A 24,023-nucleotide genomic window follows, 5' to 3' on the forward strand; every position below is an offset into this window, starting at 1 on the left:
ACGCTTAAGAGTTCAATGCTTCCGTTTTTTTCTTCTTCAGGGACTTGCTTTTTAAAATTAACCATAACTGACTAGCAATAAAAATAGAGGAATAGGCCCCGCTGATTAAACCAATTAACATAGCAAGAGAAAATAATTTAATGGATTCACTTCCAAAAACAAATAAACAAAAAGCTGCAAACACAACCGTTAAAGCCGTATTAATAGACCTTGTTAAGGTTTGTCTAATACTCGTGTTTACCATGCTGGACAAATCATCAAAGTTTTTAATTTTAAATTTCTGTAAGTTTTCACGAATACGGTCAAAAATAACAATCGTATCATTAATGGAATAACCAATAATTGTCAAAACTGCAGCAACAAAAGGTAAATTGACTTCCAATTGAAAAATAGAAAAAATACTGATGACAATAAACGCATCATGAAGTAAGGCTACAACTGCAGTAAGTGCAAACCTCCATTCAAAACGAATACTAACGTAAATAATAATTCCAATACTTGCGATCGCTACTGCATAAATTGCCTTTAGCCCTAACTCTCTAGCAATTTCAGCATCCACTGTATTTTCTTCATAGTCTACTTGCCCGTATTCTTTTTCAAATCCAGAAATGATTTCAATCCTCTCATTTTCTTTCAATACTTCCTCAAAACGGACATTCACTCGATTATTCGAGTCTCCTCCAACTGTAATTGTTGAAGCCTCTAATCCAGCAGATTGTATGATCTGTACTGATTTTTCTTTAGTAGTCGAGTTCTCACCCAAAAGGACATCTAATGTAGTACCTGATTTGAAATCAACACCGTAATTTAAATTAAAAATAAGAAGAGTTAGAAGCCCTAATAAAGTAATAATAATAGAAATACTAAAAAATTTCTTTCGATTCTTTACAAAATCAAAGTCTCTAAAGTTCACTGATATCTGCCTCCTTTACACCGTAATAAACCGGCTTTTTAGCAATGTTGGCACGAATTAATAGATGTAAAAGCAGTCGGGAGAAAAATACATTCGTTATAATACTAACCAAAATACTTAAAATCAGAGTTAGTGCAAACCCTTGTATCGATCCAGTTCCGATATAATATAAAACTAGTCCAGCTAATATCGTTGTTATGTTTGCATCCATTATCGTACGTAATGAATTTCTTGAACCTGCTCTTAAAGATGATAAGATGCTTTTACCACTTTTAATTTCTTCTCTAATTCTTTCATATGTAATGATATTGGCATCCACTGCCATACCAATTCCCAATACAAATGCAGCAATTCCAGGTAACGTTAATGTTGCATTCATCCAATAAAAGACAAGCAATAACATCCATGTATAAACCGTTAATGTAATACATGCTATAATTCCTGGCAATCTATAAAAACCAAGCATAAATATGAGTATCATAACAAAACCAATGATTCCTGCTGTGATCGTTTGTTGCAATGATAATTCTCCTAAAGATGCCCCTACACTTTGTGTGTACTTCTCCGTTAACTTCACTGGCAACGCACCTAAGTTAATAATGCCTGCTAATTTTTCAGCTTCTTCAAACGAGTCCTGCCCACTAATTGTAGCAGTTCCATCAGAAAATACACCTTGTACATATGGTGCTGAAATCAATTCTTCATCCAAGTAAATGGCAAGTATATTTCCTGGCGTACCATAACCATTTTCATATAACTTTCTTGATAATTCTTTAAATTTATTTTTATCTTTCACTTCGATGCTTACTAACGGTTCATTTGTTGTCTGTTCAAATACAACTGTTGCTGCACCTTCAACAAAGTCCCTACCATTAAGTTCAATTTTACAAAATTCGTTTGGATCTTCACAACCATCATTACTTCTAAACGTTAATTCTGCAGGTTTTTTCATAATCTGCCTTACTTCTTCTTGGTTTTCAACCCCTGCTAAACGAACTCTAATTCGATTTTCCCCTTCAGGATAAATCTCAGGCTCACTAATCCCTTGTGCATCTGCGCGAAGTTGCAAGCTTCTAGCTGCTTCACGTAATAACTCCTGATCCATAACTTGAGATTCATCAATCGGTTCAGCGGTGTATAATATTTCAAAACCGCCTTTTAAATCTAAACCAAGTTTAACATTATTTACTATACCCGGGCTCGTCCAAACCATGATCACAATCGTGGCGATTACAATCAATAAGAATGCAATCAGTCTTTTTGTATGTACCACTACCATTTCTCCCTTCAAAACTCAGTAGTCCTATTATACCTACCCCAAATTATCGAGTCAATTCTGGTGGAGTTAACTATCATACTTCTTTATATGCATTTATGGTTAACCAGTTCATAAAATTGGTTACCTTCAATGTTAAAATATCATTCACAATTTTATGTAAATTAGGAATTCCATCTTTATGGTATTTTTTGCTAATACATTGCCATATCTCATGACCTGTTACATGATTATACCCTAACATTCTAAATTCTTCTGCTTTACTTAAACATAATTCTTCAATAGTTCGACTTAACTCTTGTTCATCTAACTCGTATTCCCTTTTTGTATCACATGAATCCTCTTCAACTACATTATCCCATAATTCCCCATCCATTTGCTTCACCCTCCCCAGTTGTAAACTTAAATTATTATTTCGATAAACCCCACCTGAATCCTCCCAAACAAAACTTTTTAATCTTAAAATCATATTCTCTGCATGAGTTAGGACATGTTGTGCATATCCATTATATATAACTTTGTCCAAATTTACATTAATGAATAAGGAAGAAGGTATCCAGTGTGACTAAGCAATCATTTATTAAAGGGACAATGATCCTGCTTGCTGCAGGGATGATAAATCGCATATTAGGATTTGTTCCAAGAATAATGCTACCTAGAATTATTGGGGCTGAAGGAATTGGTTTATATCAAATGGGATATCCTTTTCTCATTGTAATCATCACGATTGTAACAGGCGGTATTCCTTTAGCCATTGCTAAACTCGTGGCAGAATCTGAATCTAAAGGAGAAAGAGATCGTTCAAAAAGCATTTTGTTCGTCTCACTTTGTTTAACAACAACCTTAAGTACATTATTTACAATATTCTGTTTCATTGCGGCACCTTGGATTACAAATCACCTTCTCACGGATGAACGGGTATTTTACACTTTTTTATCGATGAGTCCAATTATACTATTTGTTAGCATCTCTGCAGTATTTCGCGGATATTTTCAAGGGTTACATAATATGATTCCAACTGCAGTCTCATCTATAACAGAAACGATTGTTCGTTCTGTTACAATGTTATTATTTTCTTATATTGTTTTACCCTATGGTGTCGAATATGCAGCGGCAGCAGCTATGATTGGAGTTGTACTCGGTGAAATAGCAGGAATGTGTATTTTACTTGGCAAATATAAAAATAATCATAATCGGAGGAGCCAAGTTTTCGAATATAATAAAACGAAATTTAGTAAAGATCAAAAAGATCACCTTGCTAATTTAAAAGAAATGATGCGTATATCCGTACCTGTTACCGCCAGTAAACTTGTAGGTTCTGGTTCATATTTTTTAGAATCTATAATGATCGTCCAAAGTTTAGCTATCGCAGGTATCGCGACAAAAGTTGCAACTGCACAATATGGCATGCTGCAAGGGATGGTCATTCCAATCCTGTTACTTCCAAGTGCGTTAACCTATTCACTTTCAGTGTCTCTTGTTCCTTCACTTTCTGAAGCAGCTGCAAATGGTGACATGAAAACAATACATAAAAGATTACATCAATCGTTAAGGCTTGCACTAGTTACAGGCGCTCCTTTTATCATTATTATGTATTTTTTAGCTGATCCGTTATGCTCTTTTTTATACGGTGAAAATAATGAGGTTGGTGCCATGCTTAAAATGATGGCTCCTGCAGCAATATTCATTTATTTTCAAGCACCGTTGCAAGCCACATTACAGGCATTAAACAAGGCTGGAACTGCACTATTAAACACCTTTATTGGAGCATCAATAAAATTAACACTTATATATATCTTGGCTGCTAAATTAGAAATGGGAATTTTAGGAGCACTTATTGCTATTAGTATAAATATCATGTTAGTTACCTTGCTTCATTTGAGAAGTGTAATGAATTATTTAAAATTTTATATGAAATTTTTAGATTTTATAAAAGTAGGAATTGGTGGTTTCGCGATGAGTGTAATTATTTTATTTATGATGCAGCAATCGTGGATTCAATCAAATTTAGTCCAATTTTTATTCACCTGTACATTGAGCATTTCAACTTATTTGTTAGTCATCGTTTGGTTAAAACTTATAGATCGTTACGATTTAGTGAGAATCCCTTGGATTGGCAAATATTTTTCTAAATAACTACGACTATTTATTTTTTTCCTTTCGGTCAATATACAATTCATTACGATGGTTAATACTGCAAAAAAAGACATCTTTGAAATCAAAAACTCCTTGCTCCTGTAGTTTATTTTTAAGCCAGAACCTTGTTTTATCTATTTTCTCAAGATGATCATCCTTTACCTTTCCATCCATTATTAAAGGCAAGGGCAATCCTTCATATCTAAAATTAGCTGTATGATTTGGGGTGGAATCAAGGTTATCTTTCTTGATGATACTTAAATTTCCATTGGTCTCTAATATTGCAAACTCAACATCACGCATATCCGTTATGTTTTTGTGACGCAATTGTAACAATAAATCATCTAGATTATATCTTTGTTTTTTCATCTCTTTACGATTCAATTTTCCATTTTTAATAATGATACTTGGAACTCCATCCAACCATTGCCTTAATTTTTCATTTTTCAAACTAATAAAAGCTGTCATAATTTGAATCATCAATAAAATAATCATAGGTAAGACGCCTTCTAACATAGGTCTGTTAGTATCTTCGATGACAATAACAGCTATTTCAGCAATCATGATGGAAACAACTAAGTCAATGACAGATAATTTCCCAATTTCCCTCTTTCCCATGATTCTCATGACGATGACAACAACTATATAAATTAAGATCGTTCTTATTGTAATCCCCCAAATATCCACTGAACCTGCCCCCTTTAAAACTAACCCATAAAAGTGAAGTGAATCACGGACCTTATGTTCAGGATTTAAACAAGGTTCATTCAATTCAATGGTATTGTAGCCGCTTCATAACTTTGTCATACAGACAGCCCTTCTTTAAATGTTGGCAGTTATTCCAAAACATTCCCTTAAATATTTTCAGTTGATATCAGTACTAATTTTATGTGCTTGACCATAAAATGTGTTAAGTGTTTCGATTCTGGAGGTGAAATATTTTGAATAAAGCAACGCAAATGAGATCATTTTCCCCAATGCTTTCTGGTATTTTTTATGCATTTGTGGCACTGGCAATTTTAACATTGATCACATCCATTATTCTTAAATTCAGCAGCATGAAGGAAAGTTCACTAGATACATATGTATATTTCATTCATGGTCTATCCCTGTTAATAGGTGGTTTTATTTCTGGTAGAGGAAAAGGAACTCGTGGTTGGTATTACGGTGGTTTATTAGGAATTATGTATAGTATATTAATTTTAATGATCAGCTTTTTAGGATTTGATTCTTTAATACTAACTACAAAATCTATGATGTTCATAGCATTATCTTTCCTATTAGGAGCAGTTGGTGGGATTTTTGGAGTTAATTTCAAAAAATAAACTTTCACTTCCTCCTTATTTATGATAAAATTAACAGTCGCTTATGTTTTTATAATATACATATAAGGAGGAGGAAATATTGACTATTGAATCAATGACTGAAGTTTATGTATATATCTTTTTAACTATTATTGTATTATTCGTATATCTGTATCCTAAAAATCCCTTAACTCCTGCTTTCAAATCATTTAAACAATTTTTCACTTCTTGGAAAATGATATTACATTTTGCCGCTATAGCTTTCATATTGTTTTTAAATAAAATAGAATTAACCATAGAAGAAAATATGAGTTTAGATTATGACCTGACCCCACTGTTTTATGGATGGGAAGGAAATATAGTATATACGATTCAAAACTTCTTTCACAATGATTTACTTACTACCGTTGTTGTATATTTTTATGTTGTGGTGTTTACTTCATTAATCATCGCTTCTTTTTTAGTTTATTTAAATGAAAAAGATAATAAACTGTTTTATACTTTTTGTTATGCTATCATGCTTAACTACGGATTAGCGATTCCATTTTATTTATTTTTTCCTATTAATGAAGTTTGGGCACATGAACCTGCAGGTGTACAATTTTTAATGCTGGACGTTTTTCCAACATTTGAAACTGAATATAGGGCTCTTTCTGGATTAAATAATTGTTTCCCTAGTTTACATACCTCCATATCTGTAACTCTTTGTTTAATTGCGTTAAAATCAAACAATATTAGATGGAAGAGTATTGTTCTTATCAGCGCAGGTATTATTATATTCTCTATATTTTATTTAGGTATTCACTGGATAGCGGATATGATTGGTGGCGTATTACTTGCACTTTTTGCATCTTATATCGCACAGCGTATCGCTGATGGAAGATTTAGTTTAAGAAAAAGTAAAACTGAGCAGTTTACTCAAGATAAAACCGTTGAGCAGTAAGCCTACTCCACCTGATTTAAAGATACCACCTATAGAGGTGGACGTATAAAAAAAGCAAGGTCTCGGAAATATATCCGAATCCTTGCTTTTTAATTTTTATCATTTAATCCGTTTTCACACCATTTACTGCTGAACGGTCAAATGTCATTTTTGTAGCATCATTGATTTGAAGAACTACCATATCATCAGTAATTTCAAAGATTGTACCGTGAATTCCACCAATTGTTATGACCTTATCGCCTTTTTTCAAATCTCCTAACATTAAGTTACGAGCTTTTTGCTTTTTTTGCTGTGGTCTAATTAACAAGAAATAAAACACTGCAAACATTAATACCAATGGTAATACAAAAGTAGTTAACATACTTGGTTCTCCTGTTGTTCCAGCTTCCGCTAATAACATATATTACCCTCCCTTCAAAATCCTTTATCATTATTATGTAGGCCATACTGATCAAAAAATTCCTCTTTGAAATCCAACAACCGATCCTCAGATATTGCTTGTCTGACATTTTTCATCAATTCAATTAAAAAGTGCAGATTATGATAAGTTGTCAAACGAATTCCAAAGATTTCATTTGCTTTTAACAAATGTCGTATGTATGCACGTGAATAATGAGTGCAAGTGTAACAAGAACAATTGGGATCCAGTGGTCCAAAGTCCTTCTCAAACTTGGCATTACGTATAACTAATCGGCCTTCACTAGTCATCGTAGTGCCATTTCGAGCAATTCTTGTAGGTAAGACACAGTCAAACATATCCATCCCTCGAATTGTTCCTTCTAATAAAGCATCTGGAGAACCTACCCCCATTAAGTAACGAGGTTTCTGAGTTGGCAGATGTGGAACTGTATATTCCAATGCCTCATACATCAAATGTTTTGGTTCACCAACACTTAGTCCACCAATAGCATAACCTAGAAAATCAAAAGAAGTCAACTGTTCTGCACTTTGTTTTCTTAAGTCTTCGTACATACCACCTTGAACGATTCCAAATAATGCTTGATCCTTTTTTCTTTGATGAGCTTGAATACAACGCTCTGCCCATCTGGTGGTCCGTTCTAAAGACTTTTTTACATATTCATAATCTGCGGGATAAGGAGGACATTCATCAAATGCCATGATAATGTCAGCTCCAAGTGCATTTTGAATTTCAATCGACTTTTCAGGTGAAATGAACAATTTATCACCATTAAGATGAGACCGAAACTCCACACCTTCCTCAGTGATTTTTCTCATTTCACTTAAACTAAAAACTTGAAATCCACCGCTATCTGTTAAAATAGGGCGATCCCAATTCATAAACGTATGTAACCCACCAGCTTCTTTCACAATTTCGTGTCCTGGTCTTAAAAATAAATGATACGTATTGCTTAAAATAATTTGAGCCTCCATCTGTTTCAATTCCTCAGGGCTCATTGTTTTTACGGTGGCTAATGTACCTACCGGCATAAAAATAGGTGTGTCTATTGTTCCATGTGGTGTATGGATTTTACCTAACCGTGCTCCAGATTGTTTACACGTTTTTATAAGTTCATATTTTAGTGGCATTATTAACTATAGTCCTCTCTTGCTATTAATATATAAACATGGCATCTCCAAAACTAAAAAAACGGTATTCTTTTTGGATAGCTTCTTGATATGCTTGCAACACTTGTTCTCTACCTGCAAATGCACTGATCAACATCAGTAATGTAGATTTAGGCAAATGAAAGTTAGTCAACAAAGCATTAACTAACTTCAACTCATAACCAGGGTAAATAAAAATATCAGTCCAGCCGTTACACGCTTTAAACTCTCCAATTTTTTGATGAATGGCTGCAGTTTCTAACGTTCTAACCACGGTAGTTCCGACAGCTATAATCCTTCCTCCACTATTAACAGACTCATTTAAAGTTTTGGCACATTCATCATTTATTTCATAATACTCAGAATGCATTTTATGATCATCGATATCCTCTACAGAAACGGGTCTGAAGGTTCCAAGACCGACATGTAATGTAACATAAGTAATGGTTACACCTTTATCTCTAATTTTGTTTAAATAAGACTCTGTAAAATGTAACCCTGCTGTTGGGGCAGCTGCAGAACCTTCTTCTTTGGCAAACACTGTCTGATAACGATCCTTATCTTCTAATTGTTCCTTTATGTATGGCGGCAGGGGCATATGGCCTAATTGATCTAAAAGTTCTGGAAATATGCCTTCATAAGTAAATTTTAAAACTCTCTGACCCATTTCGCTCTCTGCTTCTACTTCAGCAGTTAAAAGAGGATTTCTCAATGTGCCAAATTCAATAATTGATCCCTTTTTTAATCTTTTTGCAGGTTTAACTAGTGCTTCCCAACGATCATTTGCTAAATTTTTCAACAATAAAACTTCTGCTTTTGCACCTGTGTGTTTTTTAATTCCAAAGAGCCTAGCAGGAATCACCTTCGTATTGTTCAGCACAAGTGTATCATTAGGGCGTAAAAAATCAATTAAATCTTCAAACTGTTTGTGTTCTACATTCCCTGATGTTTTATCTAATGCTAATAAACGAGATTCAGTACGATTCTCTAGTGGTGTTTGAGCAATTAAATGTTCTGGTAAATCAAAATTATATAAATTTACATTCATGTTTATTAATCAACCTTTTCGATGTTAACATCCTTATAGTAGTATTTCAGAATTTCTTTGTAATCATACCCTACAAATTCAGCTAGCTGTCTAGCACCCCATTGGGACATGCCTAAACCATGACCGTATCCGTAACCAATTATACGAAACTGTGGTTCTTCTGTAAGCACACGAATATGATTTTCCCCGTTTAATACAATAAATTCTGAATGAGCTTTTTCAGAAGTTGATCCCGAATCTATCACATGTAATCTTTCATCAGAATCAGGAAACTCTAATGTATTGCCATCCGCACCTAATACAGTATAATTGTTCGTTTGATCAATTTCAAATCTAGTGCTTCTTATACTATTTAAGGCTGTGCGATAACGATCTGGATAACTTACTTCTATTACTGTTCCATTTGCTTCTATTTCAAGAACTCTCCCTGAAGGTCCTCGATCTGTAATTTCCAATGATTCTAACTCTCCAGTGATAACATTGTTGGAAGTTTTGTTTATACTTTCAAGTAATTCATCGGCAGAATAAGGTTTGGTTATCCATCTATATGAATTAGACTCTATTACTTGATCAAGTAAAATTAATTGATCCCCAGCTCTCACTTTTGCAATAGGAGCATTGATTTCATTATTTACAAACGGGGCCTGTCTAACATTAATTTGATTATCCGTGACTTTAACAATTGGAAAACCACCCGCATTCTTTTTGCTCGTATTAGATGTAAAGTCCGTTCGAATGTACCCAATCGTCCCATTGGCTAAGATAACATGATCCCACAATAGAAGCCCTTCTTCTGCAATATCATCTGGACTTGGTACACTCTGGACATAATCAATTGGGGAATCCCATATTTCTGAAGGAGCTGCTGTTAAACCACCTGCATTGGAATAATAAAAGGGCATAATCAAATCTCCATTAGACCCTTTTAAAACCATTCCTTCTGTATCCTTAACCGCATTTGTTACATGAGCATTTTCTACAGTAGATCCTTTATAAGCTTGATCAAATGTAGTATCTGAAATATGAGCAATTTGATATTTCATTCCTAGCTGTAACGCATAAGTGCGCGCTGCAATAGCCTGTGCTTTTAAAGCTTCAGATGGCCATTCTGAGCCCATTTCCGTACTCACAACACTATATAAATATTGTTCAAAAGGAAGTTCATTAATAACAGCTAAACGATCCTTATACTGTGTAATCTCTATATTCCCTCTATAAGATCGATTGTATTTTTCTTCTATTTTTATATCTGATGAGTCTGATGAAATCCAGAGTTTTTGTCCATTTACATTAAGGAAATAATGTGGAATTGTTGAACTTTTGTCATTTGAAGATAATCCGTTTCTAACGACTAAATATGGGAAATCAGCTTCTACCGACTTTAATTCTAATCCAGGGAACGAGCTTGTGATCTTATTCCTTATATCGTTTAAATCACTTTGATTTGCTACTCCTCCTACCCATACTGAATACATTAAATCGCCTTTATTATTTTCCTGATATACCAAATAGCTGTCTATTCCTACTCCAGATAAATCAGAAATAAGGTTTTCAGCATCTTTTTTACTATCGTATGAAGCTGCACTCAAATAGTTTGGACCAGTGATCACAATATCAGACTGATTTAAAGATTTTTCTAAGGAAGATTTGATATTTTTAGCTTCACTTATACTAGCATAGGTACCCGCATACACTTGGTACATTGGTTTTCCATCTCTATTCGACTTAAAAATAAACGCACTGCTACCTTCTACTTTTTCACTTAATGAGGTCGCTTGATTAAAATCACTAGTTTCTATTATTTTAAGCATATACTGATCTAAACTAACTTTTGTTTTTTCAGAACCATCCTCTGAAACCCATTTTTTTATTCCAGAAGACTCCCTTATCCCAATCTCTAATCCACCATTTGCAACTAATGTTGCACTTGATTTAGTATGTAATGATTGAATCATCAAAGCCACGCGGATATCTTCTAAACTTTTTGCTGCATACGTTTTTCCTGAAAATTGGAATAATATCATTGAAAAAAACATAACGAAAACAAGTCCTAACTTTATTCCCTTCCCTGTTCGAATAAGCGACATAAAATATACGATCCCCCTGTAAATGTTAATATTTTAGTAAAGTTAACTATTCTATTAATATAGACTCACCTTATTATTAAAAGTTTCATATGCAAACCAAAAAAATAAGGAATAAGCTCCCAATTCCATGTGGGCCTTATTTACTTTTTATTTAGATCATTTTCGTTGAATTTTCTATTGTTCTCCTCCTGGTATAGCAATTCCCAAATGTTTGTATGCAAGTGGTGTGACTACTCTTCCACGAGGAGTTCGCTGTAAAAATCCGATTTGCAATAGATAAGGTTCATAAACGTCATCAATCGTTTGACCTTCTTCTCCTATAGTTGCAGCTATCGTTTCTAACCCAACCGGACCGCCAGCAAAATTTTTAATAATCGTATTTAGAATTTTATGATCAATATGATCCAAACCTAAATCATCAACTTGAATGTTTTTAAGTGCTGTTTGTGCTATCTCTATAGTAATGATTCCGTCTCCCTTAACTTGAGCAAAATCACGAACTCTTTTTAATAAACGATTGGCAATACGTGGTGTGCCTCTTGAACGTCTTGCAATCTCAGACGCCGCTTCTCCAATAATTTCAACTTCTAATATTTCAGAAGCTCTTGTAACAATATAACTCAATTCATCTATTGTATAAAACTCCAATCGACACATCACACCAAATCGATCTCGTAATGGAGAAGATAATAAACCAGCTCTTGTAGTGGCTCCAATTAATGTGAACGGGGGTAAATCTAAACGAACGGAACGAGCACTAGGACCCTTTCCTATAATAATATCCAATGCAAAATCCTCCATAGCTGGATATAATACTTCCTCCACCTGTCTGTTTAGGCGATGAACTTCATCAATAAAGAGCACATCCCCTTCTTGTAAATTTGTTAATATAGCTGCTAAATCTCCAGGTCTATCAATAGCTGGACCAGATGTTACACGGATATTAACTCCTAATTCATTGGCAATAATGTTGGAGAGTGTTGTTTTTCCTAAACCAGGAGGGCCGTACAGTAATACATGATCAAGTGCTTCTTTGCGTAATTTTGCTGCTTCAATATATATTTTCAAATTTTCCTTGATATTTTCTTGTCCAATATATTCAGCTAAAAATCGAGGTCTTAAACTTAATTCAGCTTCTTGATCCTCCATCATTAAATTAGCTGATATGATGCGATCATCATCCATGTTTCTCCTCCTTAACCCTCAAACAAGGATTGTAATGCCTTTTTCATAATCGTTTCCACTGTATCGTTTTGATCAACTTTAGTTCGTATTACTTCCCAAACTTGATCTACTTCTTTTTCTGAATAACCTAAACCAATTAAAGCTTCTTTTGCTTCCACCCATGGTGTAGGCATAGAAACATCACTTTGATCTGACGAAACTACTGCAATATGGTCATGTGTTGAATCAGTAGACACAATATGATCTAATTTATCCTTCAAATCAAGAATAACTCTTTGAGCTGTTTTCTTACCTATACCAGGAAGTTTGGTTAGAAAAGTAATGTTTTCTTGCTGAATGGAACTAATAATATTTTGAGGAGTAGCTCCAGAAAGAATACCTACTGCAACACGTGGTCCTATTCCAGAAACATCAATCAATCTTCTAAATAAGGTTTGTTCCTCTCTTGTTTTAAATCCATACAATAAAATAGCATCTTCTCTAACATGCTGATGTATAAATATTTGAACCTCTTTATCAACATGAAAAACATATGGATTTGAGCAAAAGACTCTATATCCAACACCATTTACATCCAACACGATGTAATCCGTTTGCATGTGTGCAACAGTTCCTCTTAAAAAATCTAACATTATAATTACATTCCTCTTCTTGTTATATTATTTTGTAATTTGTTTTGCAAAGTGGATGAATGAGCGTGACATATAGCAATAGCTAATGCATCAGCAACATCATCTGGTTTTGGTATTTCTGACAAGCTCAAAAACATTTTCACCATATCTTGTACTTGCTTTTTTTCTGCCTTTCCATAACCAACAATGGCTTGCTTGATCTGCAATGGAGTATACTCTCCAATTTCCAGCCCCTTTTGTTTACATGCTAACATTAAAACTCCACGAGCTTGACCTACTGCAATCGCAGTAGTTACATTACGATTAAAATATAATTGCTCAATTGCAGCTGCATCTGGTTTATATTTATCAATTAATTGAATCATTGAATCATAGATGTCCATTAAGCGAATGGATGGATCGGTGTGGGCTTTTGTTTGAATACATCCATATTGAACTGGCACTAGCTTGCTGCCAACTTTATCCACAAAACCAAATCCTACGATGGCATAACCCGGATCAATTCCTAAAATTCGCAACCTTTTCTCCCCTGTCCTTAATTTAAAAAAATCATTGCTATATATATGTATTTTAGCGAACATATGTATCGATATTATTATAACAGACTTCTATTATAGTGACACTCTCTTTTCTTCTTTTCTTAATTTGTTTGATTAAACGAGTTCACTATCCTTCTATTTCAACATTCACGACCCCTTTTATACTGTGAATATCATAATAAACATCTGTTGTATAATGTTTTTCATCCACCATAATACGTAGATCCATAAGATATTTTTCATCTTTTAAATCTTTCACAACTACGTTTTTAATATTTATTTTTTTTGCGTTGATTTCTTTTATAATTTCTGTCATGTTTTCATTGTTATTAAGAAAAATCTTCAATTTCTTTTCTTTAAGTCTAAGTGTTTTAGGACCAATCCATTTTAAAAGAAGAGGAACAATTTCAACCCCAAATAAAATAAATGCAACACCTATTAAACTTTCAATATAAAACCCAGCTCCTACTGCAATACCTAATCCAGATGCTCCCCATAACATAGCAGCTGTTGTTAATCCGCTTATCACATCATTACTTCGTCGTAATATAACCCCAGCTCCAATAAATCCAACTCCAGTTACAATTTGTGCTGCTAAACGCATGGGATCCATCATAATTCGATCTGGCTTGTCAAACTGATATGCAGATTCAATGGAAACTATTGTTAATAAACAACTGCTCACTGCTAAAACAAAACAAGTTTTTAGTCCAAGTGGCTTTCTCCTAATCTCACGTTCAATCCCGATCATAAATCCCATTGCGGATGCTAATCCGAGCTTCAACCAAATTTCCATCATTTTCATCACTTCTCCCTATCTATGCAGGAATGATATAATACAAAATGGTTTAGATTAAGTATATTATATGGTAAGGACATTGAATTATCATTTAATTTTTTAATTCATTTGAGAATCATTCTAAAAACACATATAATATTCTTTAGAGAATCATGAAAAAGGGGGAGAACAGATGAAAAATGTTGTGATTCATAAGGTGGTCAAATTAGTTTTTACTGAAGACCATCTCAAAGGATATTGGAATAAACAAAATAGTGACTTAGCGTTTGATTCTTTAACAAATGAACAACTGATTAGCCTTGCAAAAAAAATGATGAATAACACATCACATAGCATGTTAGAACAACATATTGTGGGAAGTGATTGGCGTACTGAAGAAGACACAAAAGGAAAGTTGCTAGAAGAAGATGATTCAGTAAATGATGAACATATCGAAATTATTGAGACATCTATACCAGGTTCAAAATCAAAAAAACTGCTAATCGATCGCTTATTAAAAGTAGATTGTAAGCAATGTGAATTTTCATACTTTATTTCAGATTTAAATGCAGACACAACAAAATTAACTTGTCCATCTTGTGGTGGAGAAGTCATTGCAGATAACTAACAACAAACAATACATATTCACTTGAGGGAGTTGGGATCGTTGCACGAAGAAGTAATTTCAGAAGTAAGTAATTTTCAATATTGGGCTGCCATTGCAATTTTTTTATTTGCATATGCCTTTATAATATCTGAAAAAATCAATCGAGCCGTCATCGCATTATTTGGTGCCGGATTAATGATTGTGCTTGGAATTGTAGATTTGGAACTTGCATTTACTCATCATATCGAATGGGATACGATTACTTTATTGATTGGTATGATGATACTTGTAGGTATCACTAGTAAGTCAGGTGTATTCCAGTATGTGGCCATCAAAACAGCAAAAGCAGCTAAAGGGAATCCAATCACTATCTTACTTTACCTTTCTTTATTAACAGCTGTTGGTTCCGCCTTTTTAGATAATGTAACTACCGTACTTTTAATTGTGCCAGTTACATTTTCAATTACAAGGATATTAAATGTAAATCCAGTTCCATTCTTAATATCAGAAATATTATTTTCCAATATCGGAGGAACAGCAACTCTTGTAGGAGACCCTCCAAACATTATGATTGGATCAGCAAATCCACATTTAACGTTTAACAAATTTATAATCAATCTTGCTCCAGTTGTATTAGTCATCATGGCTGTTACAATCATCATTATTTACTTTTTATACCGCAAACAAATTAAAACAAGTCAGGAAATGATTGACAAGTTAATGAGTTTAGATGAAAAATCGTATATTAAAGATCCTGTATTAATGAAAAAGTCTGTTGCAGTGCTACTTTTGACCATTCTTGGCTTTATTCTTCATAATGTGCTTCATCTTGAGGCTGCTGTTATTGCCATGGCAGGTGCTACACTGCTTATGTTAATTGGAGTAAAAGAACACGACTTAGAAGAAGTTTTTGAATCTGTAGAATGGGTAACCATTTTCTTCTTTGTTGGATTATTTACATTAGTTGGTGGGCTTATTGATATTGGTTTAATCGAAACTTTAGCTCAAAAAGCGTTGGATGTAACTGGTGGAAATATTCCTTTCGCTGCATATCTAATTCTTTGGATTTCAGGTGTTGCTTCCGCGACAATAGATAATATACCTTTTGTTGCCACGATGATCCCTTTATTGCAAGATATGGCGACGGGAATGGGTCTAAGCGCAGACTCACCTCAGTTTGAGGTATTATGGTGGTCATTAGCATTAGGTGCTTGTTTAGGAGGAAATGGTACTTTAATAGGAGCATCAGCAAATGTCATTGTAGCTGGTATGGCTTCTCGTGAAGGAAAAGGGTTTAGCTATATAAAGTTTTTATTAATTGGGGCTCCAATTACACTTGTTTCCCTCATTATCGCACATGCATATTTGTATTTATTCTTGCTATAAACATACGCTAACAAAAATAAATCCATGTGGAAGTTTCTGAACAGTCCTAAAAAAAAGGCTGGGACATAAGTTGAAAACTAACTGATTTTTGCAAAATACGCATAAATAAAATCGCATGAAATCAAGGATTATTAAATTGATTTCATGCGATTTATTCATTTTAATTGGGTTTTGTCCCAGCCTCTTTTAATGAAAACTCCACTGAAAATTTGATCTTTCTATTGATCAACTGAAGTAAATTCGCTAAATGTTGAGAGAATACTATTGTAATCTTCAAAGTCTTTAATTCTAATTCCTTCAACTAATTGTTGTACAGTACCTACTGGTAAACTGCTTTCCAGATGTTCAATGTCCAATTGAAAAAAAGTTCGAAGGACGTTATCATGTATAGGTAAACCGTCAAAAAGTGTCAATTTCCCATCTTCACTAACTCCAAAATAGGCACTTTCTTTACATTTAGGTGAAAGGTCTTCTATAGATTCTGAAAATACAATGCTTCCTTCTTCAGTAAATTCAAAAGTATATTGAGGGTTATTTTGATACAGCTCTAAAATTTCCTGGCTATTTAAACTTCCTAGTGATTCAACTTCTTCTCCACAAACATACATTTTTTTAATGATTACTTCTCTTTGTTGAGAATCTGTAATTAAAAGTTCTAAAGAACCTTCATTCTTCTGTGATTGATCCAAATCTTTTTCAGAAGAAAAATCATTCAAAAATGTAGACTTTATATCTGTTTTCCCCTCATTTAATAAAATTAACACTGATATTGTACCAAGCAAAATGATAAATGCTGCTAGTGTCAGCCATTTTCTCTTCATTCGTAATTGTTTTTTTAATTGTTTTAGAAATTTTGTAAAACTCACATTTATCCCCTTCTTTAACAATTAGAGATTTTTTTCCTATTCTAACCATTCAAAGAAGAGTTTATACTTAATATGTGTTATAAATTTATCCAAGGTTTATTTTTTGATTTAGTTATACGTTCACTGTTTTTTTTCGACTTTCGTTTATTAGAGTTTCTGACTTTAGCTTTAGATGACTCCTTTTTTGCAGGTTTTTCATTCTCTAAGCTGTTTTTTGCTCTCACTTTGCTTTCCTTTACCTTCTTATCTGATGAGTTTTTTTTAGGTTCAGAAGCTGTTTTTTCTGGTTGATTTGTTCTTGGACTTGCAGTACTGTTAGATGCTTGTTGATGCATAGGCATTTGATTGCTCGGATAATTCATCAAGTTTTCATTTCCTGGGATATAATGATGTGTATTCACAAATGACATATATGGATTAATCATATGTGGTTGTTCGAGATTTGTAGGTTGAGAATATGAAGTCCACCATTGATTTGATGCATGCTCATGTTGCATTTGGTTCTGAAATTGCGGATATTGAAACTGCTGCTGATTCACTGTGTCATAAGGCGTCTGAGGATTGAATAAATTGTTGTTCTGTTCAAATTGAAATTGTTTATTTTTTTTAAATGATTTTGTTTCTATTTCATTTAATTCTGGAACTGGTGGAACATCATAAAAATTTCCTACTTCTGTAGCAGGAACATTAAATTCATCAAACAAATCTTTATGCTTTCCTGTTGGAACATTATCTTCAACTGCTTTTTCATTCACCTGATGTGTTTTGAATTCTTTTTGATTCCTTTTTTCGAACTTAAGATGTTTAGTTCTAGAAGGAATTTTTAATTTTTGACCAGGCTGAAGTTCACTCCCTCGAAAGGATGAATTTATTTCAAGCACTTTATTTATATCTGCTTCATACTTTTTACATAATTGCTCCAACGTCTCTCCCTTTTTGATAATGTGGATTTTCACTTGTCGTACCTCCTTCATACAAGTATATTAGTACAGTGTATGCAAGAAATAGGCATTTGACATCTAAAACAACCTACAAAATGAAGAAAATCTTTTTCAAAAGAAATAACCATCCGAAAAAACATCTTCGAACGGTTATAAGAAAACATCTAAAATATTATTTATAAACTTGAACTCCATCCTTATTTACAATTCTTCTAAACTCCTTTAACAAATGCATCGTAATAGGTCCCGCCTTACCCTCACCAATAATACGACCATCAACCTCTCGTGTAGCGATCACTTCTGCTGCTGTACCTGTTAGAAATACTTCATCAGCAACATATACATCATGAAGTGTAAAAGGTTGTTCTTTAACAATATACCCATGTTGGTTACAAATATCAATGATTGCTGCTCGTGTGATTCCTTCAAGTGCTCCAATGTAAGATGGCGGTGTTATAATTATTCCATCTTTTACGATAAATATATTATCACCAGATCCCTCTGCAACAAACCCATCTGAATTCAACATCAGCGCTTCCCCGACACCTGCTAAATTGGCCTGAATCTTTACTAAAACATTGTTTAAATAATTTAAAGACTTTATTTTTGGATTCATAGCATCCGGAATATTTCTACGTGTAGAAACTGAAACAATTTTTAGCCCATTTAAATAATCTTCTTCAGAATAAATAGATAGTTGCTCTACAATAATAATAATATTTGCACTTGGACATCTACGAGGATCTAAACCGAGATCACCAGTTCCTCTTGAAATGACTAATCGGATATAACCATCTATAATTTCATTTTTTTTCACAGCTTCAATTAAAGCTTGCTGCATTTCTTCATAAGATAACGGAATCTCTAACATAATGGACTTCGCTCCGTCATACAATCGATCCATATGTTCTTTACACTTGAAAATATTTCCTCCATAGACACGGATGCCTTCAAAAATACCATCACCATATAAATAACCATGATCATACACAGATATTTTAGCGTCCTCTTTGTTTACAAATTCCCCATTTAAATAAATCCATTGTGCCATAAATCATACACCTCCAATTAATCATTCACATATGAAAAACTAGGAAAGCAGCCTAATGTACGTACTTTACACCCAATAGCTTCTATTTCTTGAATAGCAGCCGTCAATAAAATAGAATCCAGACTTTCTTCGATTTCAATATAAAAATAATAACTTCCTAATTTTTTCTTAGTAGGTCTCGATTCGATTCTAGACAAGTTAATTCTCCGCCAGGCAAAAGTGGATAATACTTGATGTAAAGCACCTGGGTAATCTTCAGGTAATGTAACTAGTATGCTTGTTTTTATATGTTTTGTCTTTTTTATTTCAGTTAAAGATTCTTTACCAACTAACATGAAACGAGTAAAGTTATCGTCATGTTCATGAATATGTTTTGATAATACATTTAAACCATACTTTTTAGCAGCTAAATCAGTACCAATCGCTGTATACCCTTTATTAGGGTTGTTTTTTACAATTCTAACCCCCTCAGCTGTACTTACATATTCAAACTCAACATCTGGCAGATGTGATTTAAGATAAGGTTTACATTGAGCAATGGCTACTGGATGCGAGTACACCTTTTTTATATTTGATAAATCAGATCCAAGCTCCTTAGCATTCCCTATCAAATTTTGCCTAGATGGATAAGTCCACTCAGCTTGGATAGGCAGATCCACTTCATGCACTAACCAATCCATATGAAGGCTTACAGATCCTTCAATTGCATTTTCAATAGGGATTACACTATAATTTGTTTTTCCAGATTCTGTTGCTAAAAAAACATCAGAAATTAATTTAAATGGTACTAATTCAACAGTCATATCTGAAAAAAAATACCGAGTACTCTCTTCACTAACCGTACCCTCTGGACCTAAAAATGCGATCTTTTTCATGATTTAAATTCTCCTTTCATAGATGCCTCTTCTTTTAGTTTCTCAATATGGAAAGGAAAGGAATGTTGTTGCGGTATAACCTGAGCACCTTTTTGACAAGGGTTTAACCATAACGTTTTAACCGCAATATTCTCTCTCTTAAAATGACTGATCACAAAATCCTCTAGGTTTGTTTTTTCGCTGCTATTTCTATCCACTAAAACCACCAGAGTGGGTCCTGCACCACTTAAAGCAGCACCTAGGGCACCATGTTGTACGGCTTGATCCAATATCGTTTTCATACCAGGAATAAGAGTAGTCCGATAAGGTTGGTGTAATCTGTCTTTCATAGCATGCTGAATAAGCTCTAATTTACCTGTACATAATGCTGCAACAAGTAAAGAAGAATGACTTACGTTATAGACAGCATCTGGAAAAGGGATCTGATCTGGTAAAATATCCCTCGATTTTTGGGTGGCTAATTCAAATTCAGGTATAACTGTTAATATTTCTAGTTGAGGATTAGGCTCAATACGTATATATTCTGCCCTTATCCCATTCCAATTGGAAACGATTAAACCACCAAATAACGAAGCGCCTACATTATCAGGATGATTCTCAATAGTCGTCGCCATTTGGAACAATTCATCATCTGATAAAGGATTATCAATCAAAGCATTCGCTGCAATTAGTGCACCTACAATTGCGGAAGCGCTACTACCTAATCCTCTTGTTAATGGGATATCACTATATATACTAATTTCTAGATTTGGTTGCTTAACCCCTGCTTTCAGTAAAACTCTTTGAGCTACTTGATAAATCAAATTGTTTTTATCTTCAGCCACACCTTTTAAATTCTCACCATATAGATGAATTTTTGTTTTTTCAGAAAAACTCATTTCAATCCAAGTGTACAAATCCAACGCCATACCAATCGTATCAAACCCTGGACCTAAATTCGCTGTGCTAGCAGGGATTTTCACACGTATTTTTTTCATTTCATTCATTCTTGCCCAACCTTTTGTTTTGTTAGTTTTGAAATTGCTTCCATCACCGCTTCTTCTGTATCATTTACAACAAGTGGTTGTACATGCACACTATCAATAGCAGTATTTGGATCCTTTAATCCATTTCCTGTGAGCACACAAACAACCGTTTCATCTATTGAAAAATACCCTTGCTTGTGTAGTTTCATTACACCTGCTACTGATGCAGCAGAAGCTGGTTCACAAAATACACCTTCCTTGCCAGCGAGCTGTTTATACGCATCTAAAATCTCCTCATCAGTAACATAATTGATTTGACCTTTAGATTCTTCCGCTGCATTCACAGCTCCATCCCAACTAGCAGGATTTCCAATCCGAATTGCCGTAGCAATTGTTTCTGGATCTTTAATCGGTTCCCCTTTCACAATAGCCATAGAACCTTCTGCTTCAAATCCGACCATCTTTGGTAAAGATTTAGATTTCCCTTTTTCATAATACTCTTTAAAACCTTTCCAATAAGCCGTAATATTCCCAGCATTTCCGACTGGAATTGCTAATACATCTGGAACTTGATCCAGTTGTTCACAAACTTCGAAAGCTGCTGTTTTTTGTCCTTCAATTCGATATGGATTTACTGAATTAACCAGTGTAATTGGATGTTTTTCTGTAATTTCTCGAACGATTTCCAATGCTCTGTCAAAATTACCTTCAATCGCAATCACTTTTGCACCATATATAATGGCTTGTGCCAATTTACCTAGTGCTATATGATTATTCGGAATAATAACAATACAATTTAATCCGGCTCTTGCTGCATAAGCTGCTGCTGCTGCAGAAGTGTTTCCAGTAGAAGCACACATTACTGTCTGACTTCCTTCTTCCTTCGCTTTTGCAACTGCCATTACCATCCCACGATCTTTAAAAGAGCCTGTGGGATTTAACCCTTCGTATTTTAGATATAAATTTATACTTAATTCTTTGGATAATTGATCAGCACGAATTAAAGGTGTATTTCCTTCATGAAGTGTGATCAAAGGTGTATTTTTATTAATAGGTAAAAATTCTTTATGTGCCTTCAGCAGTCCTTCATATTTCATTGATGATAGCTCCTTTTATTTATTTACCCTTCTACACGGTACACACTTTTAATTTCGTAAATAACATCCATGTTATTAAAATCATTCAGTACTTTTTCCATGCTTGCCATATTTGCGTCGTGAGTTACGATGATAATTTCTGCTGCTTGTAAATCTGGGTTTGGCTGTTGCACAACAGATTCCAAACTCACTTCATATTCCGTAAACACCTGTGTTATTTGTGCTAAAACACCTGCTTTATCTGCAACGTAAAGTCGAATAAAGTTTTTATACACAACCTGATCCAGTGGCTTTAATTTTTTTTCTTTATATGAAGATGTAGTTGATCTACATCCATTCACTTGAAGCATTGAATTTTTAACTACAGCAATTAAATCTGCTACCACCGAAGTGGCCGTTGGCATTTCCCCTGCTCCAGGTCCATAGAACATTGTTTCTCCAACCGCTTCTCCATAAACATATACTGCATTAAACACGCCGTTCACATTCGCAAGGGGATGTGACTTTTTCACTAAAGTCGGTTGTACACTTAAATAGATTAAATCATCCTTACGTTCAGCAATGCCTAACAATTTAATCTCGTATCCTAAATGAGAGCTATAACGAATATCTTCTAAAGTAACATCTGAGATCCCTTTGATATTTACATCGTCTACGGTTATATATGTGTGAAACCCTAACGTTCCTAATATGGTCATTTTGTAAGCTGCATCAAAACCACCAACGTCTGAGGTTGGATCTGCTTCTGCAAAGCCTAATTGTTGGGCTTCTTTTAATACATCCTCGTATGATGCACCTTCAAAACTCATTTTGCTTAAAATATAGTTTGTTGTACCATTTACAATTCCCATGATTTTTGTAATTCTATCAGATGATAAACCTTCTACTATTGTTCTAAGAATAGGAATTCCACCTGCAACACTTGCTTCATAAAACACATCGCGGCCATGTTCCTCCGCTTTTGCCAATATCTCATGACCATGCTGCGCCATTAAATCTTTATTAGCTGTAATGACATGTTTACCCTGTTCAAGTGCAGTTAGTATATAGTTTTTTGTTAATTCGACTCCACCCATGACTTCAATAATGATATCAATATTTTTATCTTCTATAACATCCCACGGATCTTCTGTTATTTTATGCGGTTCTATATGAATATCTCTCAATTTATTTTTATTTTGAACTAGTATTTTCTCTATTTCAATAGAAGAGCCAATCTGTCTTTTAATATCATCTTGATGACCCTCTACAATTCTCACAACACCTGTACCTACAGTTCCTAATCCCAGTAAACCTACTTTAAATGGTTTCATTATTCTCCCTCCCAAAGTTATTTCATCCTTGCCCAATCACCTGCACTCTTTTAACACCTTCAAACTCCAAAGATTCCAGCAAATTTGCAAAATTTTCACCTATTGATGAGGTATCTACCGACATCACTACATTCGCCATACCTTGAAGTGGAATCGTCTGGTTAATAGTTAACACATTACCTTTAAATTCCGCAACCAAAGCTATTACTTTGGAGAGGACACCTGAGCGATGATGTAAATCCATCGAAATAGTAACAATACTTTCAGTTTGTAGTTTATTTAAAGGAAAAATTCCATCTTTGTATTTATAAAATGCACTCCGACTCAATCCTACTTTTTCTACAGCTTGATGAACGGTTTTCACCTCTCCATTTGCAAGAAGTTCTTTCGTTTGTATTGTTTTTAGTAATGATTCAGGCAATATATTTTCTTTTACTAAATAAAATTTCTCCATACGTCCCCCTGTTAAAGACTTATGTTTTTCTATAGTGGACATTATATCGAAATACCGGGAA

At 34.1% G+C, this 24,023-nt stretch carries 25 protein-coding genes; 5 read left to right on the forward strand and 20 right to left on the reverse strand.

Annotated features, from left to right (window positions below; genetic code table 11):
- Positions 1-4 precede the first annotated feature (4 nt).
- The 3 genes from secF to VQL36_RS15485 form a co-directional block, all read right to left on the reverse strand.
- A complete protein-coding gene (gene secF / locus VQL36_RS15475) occupies positions 5-913 on the reverse strand; it encodes a protein translocase subunit SecF (RefSeq protein WP_349250185.1) in 909 nt (302 codons plus the stop codon).
- Positions 903-2,126 carry a protein translocase subunit SecD gene (gene secD / locus VQL36_RS15480; RefSeq protein ID WP_349251192.1) on the reverse strand — a complete coding sequence of 408 codons (1,224 nt, stop codon included), beginning with the start codon at positions 2,124-2,126 and terminating at the stop codon, positions 903-905. Before secD ends, secF begins: the two co-directional genes overlap by 11 nt.
- 139 nt (positions 2,127-2,265) lie before the next feature.
- A complete protein-coding gene (locus VQL36_RS15485) occupies positions 2,266-2,715 on the reverse strand; it encodes a post-transcriptional regulator (protein WP_349250186.1) in 450 nt (149 codons plus the stop codon).
- A 35-nt stretch (positions 2,716-2,750) separates the two neighbouring features.
- Between VQL36_RS15485 and spoVB the strand changes: the two genes are divergently transcribed.
- Positions 2,751-4,325 carry a stage V sporulation protein B gene (gene spoVB / locus VQL36_RS15490; protein ID WP_349250187.1) on the forward strand — a complete coding sequence of 525 codons (1,575 nt, stop codon included), beginning with the start codon at positions 2,751-2,753 and terminating at the stop codon, positions 4,323-4,325.
- A gap of 6 nt (positions 4,326-4,331) precedes the next feature.
- On the opposite strand, the gene VQL36_RS15495 is transcribed toward spoVB, so the two are convergent.
- Positions 4,332-5,012 (reverse strand): DUF421 domain-containing protein, encoded by a 681-nt coding sequence (locus VQL36_RS15495; protein WP_413789578.1) that lies wholly within the window; start codon positions 5,010-5,012, stop codon positions 4,332-4,334.
- Positions 5,013-5,266: 254 nt separating this feature from the next.
- Between VQL36_RS15495 and VQL36_RS15500 the strand changes: the two genes are divergently transcribed.
- Complete coding sequence (locus VQL36_RS15500; protein WP_349250188.1) at positions 5,267-5,650, forward strand: TIGR04086 family membrane protein; 384 nt, start codon at positions 5,267-5,269, stop codon at positions 5,648-5,650.
- A 79-nt stretch (positions 5,651-5,729) separates the two neighbouring features.
- Positions 5,730-6,572: a phosphatase PAP2 family protein gene (locus VQL36_RS15505; protein WP_349250189.1), complete on the forward strand. Its 843-nt coding sequence runs from the start codon at positions 5,730-5,732 to the stop codon at positions 6,570-6,572.
- Between the two features lie 103 nt (positions 6,573-6,675).
- Here VQL36_RS15505 and yajC read toward each other — a convergent pair whose 3' ends face one another.
- The 8 genes from yajC to VQL36_RS15545 form a co-directional block, all read right to left on the reverse strand.
- Entirely contained in the window at positions 6,676-6,972 is a 297-nt protein-coding gene (yajC, locus tag VQL36_RS15510) for a preprotein translocase subunit YajC (protein WP_349250190.1), read from the reverse strand.
- 14 nt (positions 6,973-6,986) lie between these two features.
- Positions 6,987-8,120: a tRNA guanosine(34) transglycosylase Tgt gene (tgt, locus tag VQL36_RS15515; protein WP_349250191.1), complete on the reverse strand. Its 1,134-nt coding sequence runs from the start codon at positions 8,118-8,120 to the stop codon at positions 6,987-6,989.
- Between the two features lie 25 nt (positions 8,121-8,145).
- Positions 8,146-9,186, reverse strand: a complete 1,041-nt coding sequence (queA, locus tag VQL36_RS15520; protein WP_349250192.1) for a tRNA preQ1(34) S-adenosylmethionine ribosyltransferase-isomerase QueA — start codon at positions 9,184-9,186, stop codon at positions 8,146-8,148.
- Positions 9,187-9,191: 5 nt separating this feature from the next.
- On the reverse strand, positions 9,192-11,273 hold the full coding sequence (locus tag VQL36_RS15525; protein ID WP_349250193.1) for a SpoIID/LytB domain-containing protein: 2,082 nt from the start codon (positions 11,271-11,273) through the stop codon (positions 9,192-9,194).
- 174 nt (positions 11,274-11,447) lie between these two features.
- Positions 11,448-12,458, reverse strand: a complete 1,011-nt coding sequence (gene ruvB / locus VQL36_RS15530; protein ID WP_349250194.1) for a Holliday junction branch migration DNA helicase RuvB — start codon at positions 12,456-12,458, stop codon at positions 11,448-11,450.
- Positions 12,459-12,469: 11 nt separating this feature from the next.
- Positions 12,470-13,090 carry a Holliday junction branch migration protein RuvA gene (gene ruvA, locus VQL36_RS15535; protein ID WP_349250195.1) on the reverse strand — a complete coding sequence of 207 codons (621 nt, stop codon included), beginning with the start codon at positions 13,088-13,090 and terminating at the stop codon, positions 12,470-12,472.
- A 5-nt stretch (positions 13,091-13,095) separates the two neighbouring features.
- Positions 13,096-13,608, reverse strand: a complete 513-nt coding sequence (gene ruvC, locus VQL36_RS15540; protein ID WP_349250196.1) for a crossover junction endodeoxyribonuclease RuvC — start codon at positions 13,606-13,608, stop codon at positions 13,096-13,098.
- Positions 13,609-13,756: 148 nt separating this feature from the next.
- Positions 13,757-14,428, reverse strand: coding sequence for an MgtC/SapB family protein (locus VQL36_RS15545; protein WP_349250197.1), 672 nt, complete (start codon positions 14,426-14,428; stop codon positions 13,757-13,759).
- 172 nt (positions 14,429-14,600) lie between these two features.
- Here VQL36_RS15545 and VQL36_RS15550 point away from each other — a divergent pair, with 172 nt between their 5' ends.
- Positions 14,601-15,035, forward strand: a complete 435-nt coding sequence (locus VQL36_RS15550; RefSeq protein ID WP_349250198.1) for a hypothetical protein — start codon at positions 14,601-14,603, stop codon at positions 15,033-15,035.
- Positions 15,036-15,074: 39 nt separating this feature from the next.
- Positions 15,075-16,400, forward strand: a complete 1,326-nt coding sequence (locus tag VQL36_RS15555) for an ArsB/NhaD family transporter (RefSeq protein ID WP_349250199.1) — start codon at positions 15,075-15,077, stop codon at positions 16,398-16,400.
- A gap of 218 nt (positions 16,401-16,618) precedes the next feature.
- Here the strand turns inward: VQL36_RS15555 and VQL36_RS15560 are convergent, their stop codons facing one another.
- The 8 genes from VQL36_RS15560 to VQL36_RS15595 all read right to left on the reverse strand — a co-directional run bounded on the left by VQL36_RS15560 (position 16,619) and on the right by VQL36_RS15595 (position 23,962).
- Positions 16,619-17,266, reverse strand: a complete 648-nt coding sequence (locus VQL36_RS15560; RefSeq protein WP_349250200.1) for a BofC C-terminal domain-containing protein — start codon at positions 17,264-17,266, stop codon at positions 16,619-16,621.
- Positions 17,267-17,343: 77 nt separating this feature from the next.
- Positions 17,344-18,222 (reverse strand): LysM domain-containing protein, encoded by an 879-nt coding sequence (locus tag VQL36_RS15565; protein WP_349250201.1) that lies wholly within the window; start codon positions 18,220-18,222, stop codon positions 17,344-17,346.
- Positions 18,223-18,379: 157 nt separating this feature from the next.
- A complete protein-coding gene (gene ilvE / locus VQL36_RS15570; protein ID WP_349250202.1) occupies positions 18,380-19,258 on the reverse strand; it encodes a branched-chain-amino-acid transaminase in 879 nt (292 codons plus the stop codon).
- Between the two features lie 17 nt (positions 19,259-19,275).
- The gene (gene pheA / locus VQL36_RS15575; protein WP_349250203.1) at positions 19,276-20,133 is read right to left on the reverse strand and encodes a prephenate dehydratase; all 858 of its coding nucleotides are present in this window, start codon (positions 20,131-20,133) and stop codon (positions 19,276-19,278) included.
- A complete protein-coding gene (gene thrB, locus VQL36_RS15580) occupies positions 20,130-21,119 on the reverse strand; it encodes a homoserine kinase (RefSeq protein ID WP_349250204.1) in 990 nt (329 codons plus the stop codon). The genes pheA and thrB overlap by 4 nt, the downstream gene beginning before the upstream one ends.
- Positions 21,116-22,195 (reverse strand): threonine synthase, encoded by a 1,080-nt coding sequence (thrC, locus tag VQL36_RS15585; RefSeq protein WP_349250205.1) that lies wholly within the window; start codon positions 22,193-22,195, stop codon positions 21,116-21,118. Before thrC ends, thrB begins: the two co-directional genes overlap by 4 nt.
- 23 nt (positions 22,196-22,218) lie before the next feature.
- Positions 22,219-23,508, reverse strand: coding sequence for a homoserine dehydrogenase (locus VQL36_RS15590; RefSeq protein ID WP_349250206.1), 1,290 nt, complete (start codon positions 23,506-23,508; stop codon positions 22,219-22,221).
- Positions 23,509-23,530: 22 nt separating this feature from the next.
- Positions 23,531-23,962 (reverse strand): ACT domain-containing protein, encoded by a 432-nt coding sequence (locus VQL36_RS15595; protein WP_349250207.1) that lies wholly within the window; start codon positions 23,960-23,962, stop codon positions 23,531-23,533.
- Positions 23,963-24,023 lie beyond the last annotated feature (61 nt).

Origin of the sequence: Chengkuizengella sp. SCS-71B (assembly GCF_040100845.1) — a bacterium.
GTDB lineage: Bacteria > Bacillota > Bacilli > Paenibacillales > KCTC-33759 > Chengkuizengella.

What these genes read in the sequence shown, in the direction of transcription:
- queA (WP_349250192.1), bottom strand. Translation starts at nt 9,186, where the DNA reads ATGAATGTAAATTTATATAATTTTGATTTACCAGAACATTTAATTGCT.
- thrB (WP_349250204.1), bottom strand. Translation starts at nt 21,119, where the DNA reads ATGAATGAAATGAAAAAAATACGTGTGAAAATCCCTGCTAGCACAGCG.
- secD (WP_349251192.1), bottom strand. Translation starts at nt 2,126, where the DNA reads ATGGTTTGGACGAGCCCGGGTATAGTAAATAATGTTAAACTTGGTTTA.
- VQL36_RS15550 (WP_349250198.1), top strand. Translation starts at nt 14,601, where the DNA reads ATGAAAAATGTTGTGATTCATAAGGTGGTCAAATTAGTTTTTACTGAA.
- ruvB (WP_349250194.1), bottom strand. Translation starts at nt 12,458, where the DNA reads ATGGATGATGATCGCATCATATCAGCTAATTTAATGATGGAGGATCAA.
- yajC (WP_349250190.1), bottom strand. Translation starts at nt 6,972, where the DNA reads ATGTTATTAGCGGAAGCTGGAACAACAGGAGAACCAAGTATGTTAACT.
- VQL36_RS15590 (WP_349250206.1), bottom strand. Translation starts at nt 23,508, where the DNA reads ATGAAACCATTTAAAGTAGGTTTACTGGGATTAGGAACTGTAGGTACA.
- pheA (WP_349250203.1), bottom strand. Translation starts at nt 20,133, where the DNA reads ATGAAAAAGATCGCATTTTTAGGTCCAGAGGGTACGGTTAGTGAAGAG.
- VQL36_RS15595 (WP_349250207.1), bottom strand. Translation starts at nt 23,962, where the DNA reads ATGGAGAAATTTTATTTAGTAAAAGAAAATATATTGCCTGAATCATTA.
- thrC (WP_349250205.1), bottom strand. Translation starts at nt 22,195, where the DNA reads ATGAAATATGAAGGACTGCTGAAGGCACATAAAGAATTTTTACCTATT.
- VQL36_RS15545 (WP_349250197.1), bottom strand. Translation starts at nt 14,428, where the DNA reads ATGATGGAAATTTGGTTGAAGCTCGGATTAGCATCCGCAATGGGATTT.
- ilvE (WP_349250202.1), bottom strand. Translation starts at nt 19,258, where the DNA reads ATGGCACAATGGATTTATTTAAATGGGGAATTTGTAAACAAAGAGGAC.
- VQL36_RS15525 (WP_349250193.1), bottom strand. Translation starts at nt 11,273, where the DNA reads ATGTCGCTTATTCGAACAGGGAAGGGAATAAAGTTAGGACTTGTTTTC.
- tgt (WP_349250191.1), bottom strand. Translation starts at nt 8,120, where the DNA reads ATGCCACTAAAATATGAACTTATAAAAACGTGTAAACAATCTGGAGCA.
- ruvA (WP_349250195.1), bottom strand. Translation starts at nt 13,090, where the DNA reads ATGTTAGATTTTTTAAGAGGAACTGTTGCACACATGCAAACGGATTAC.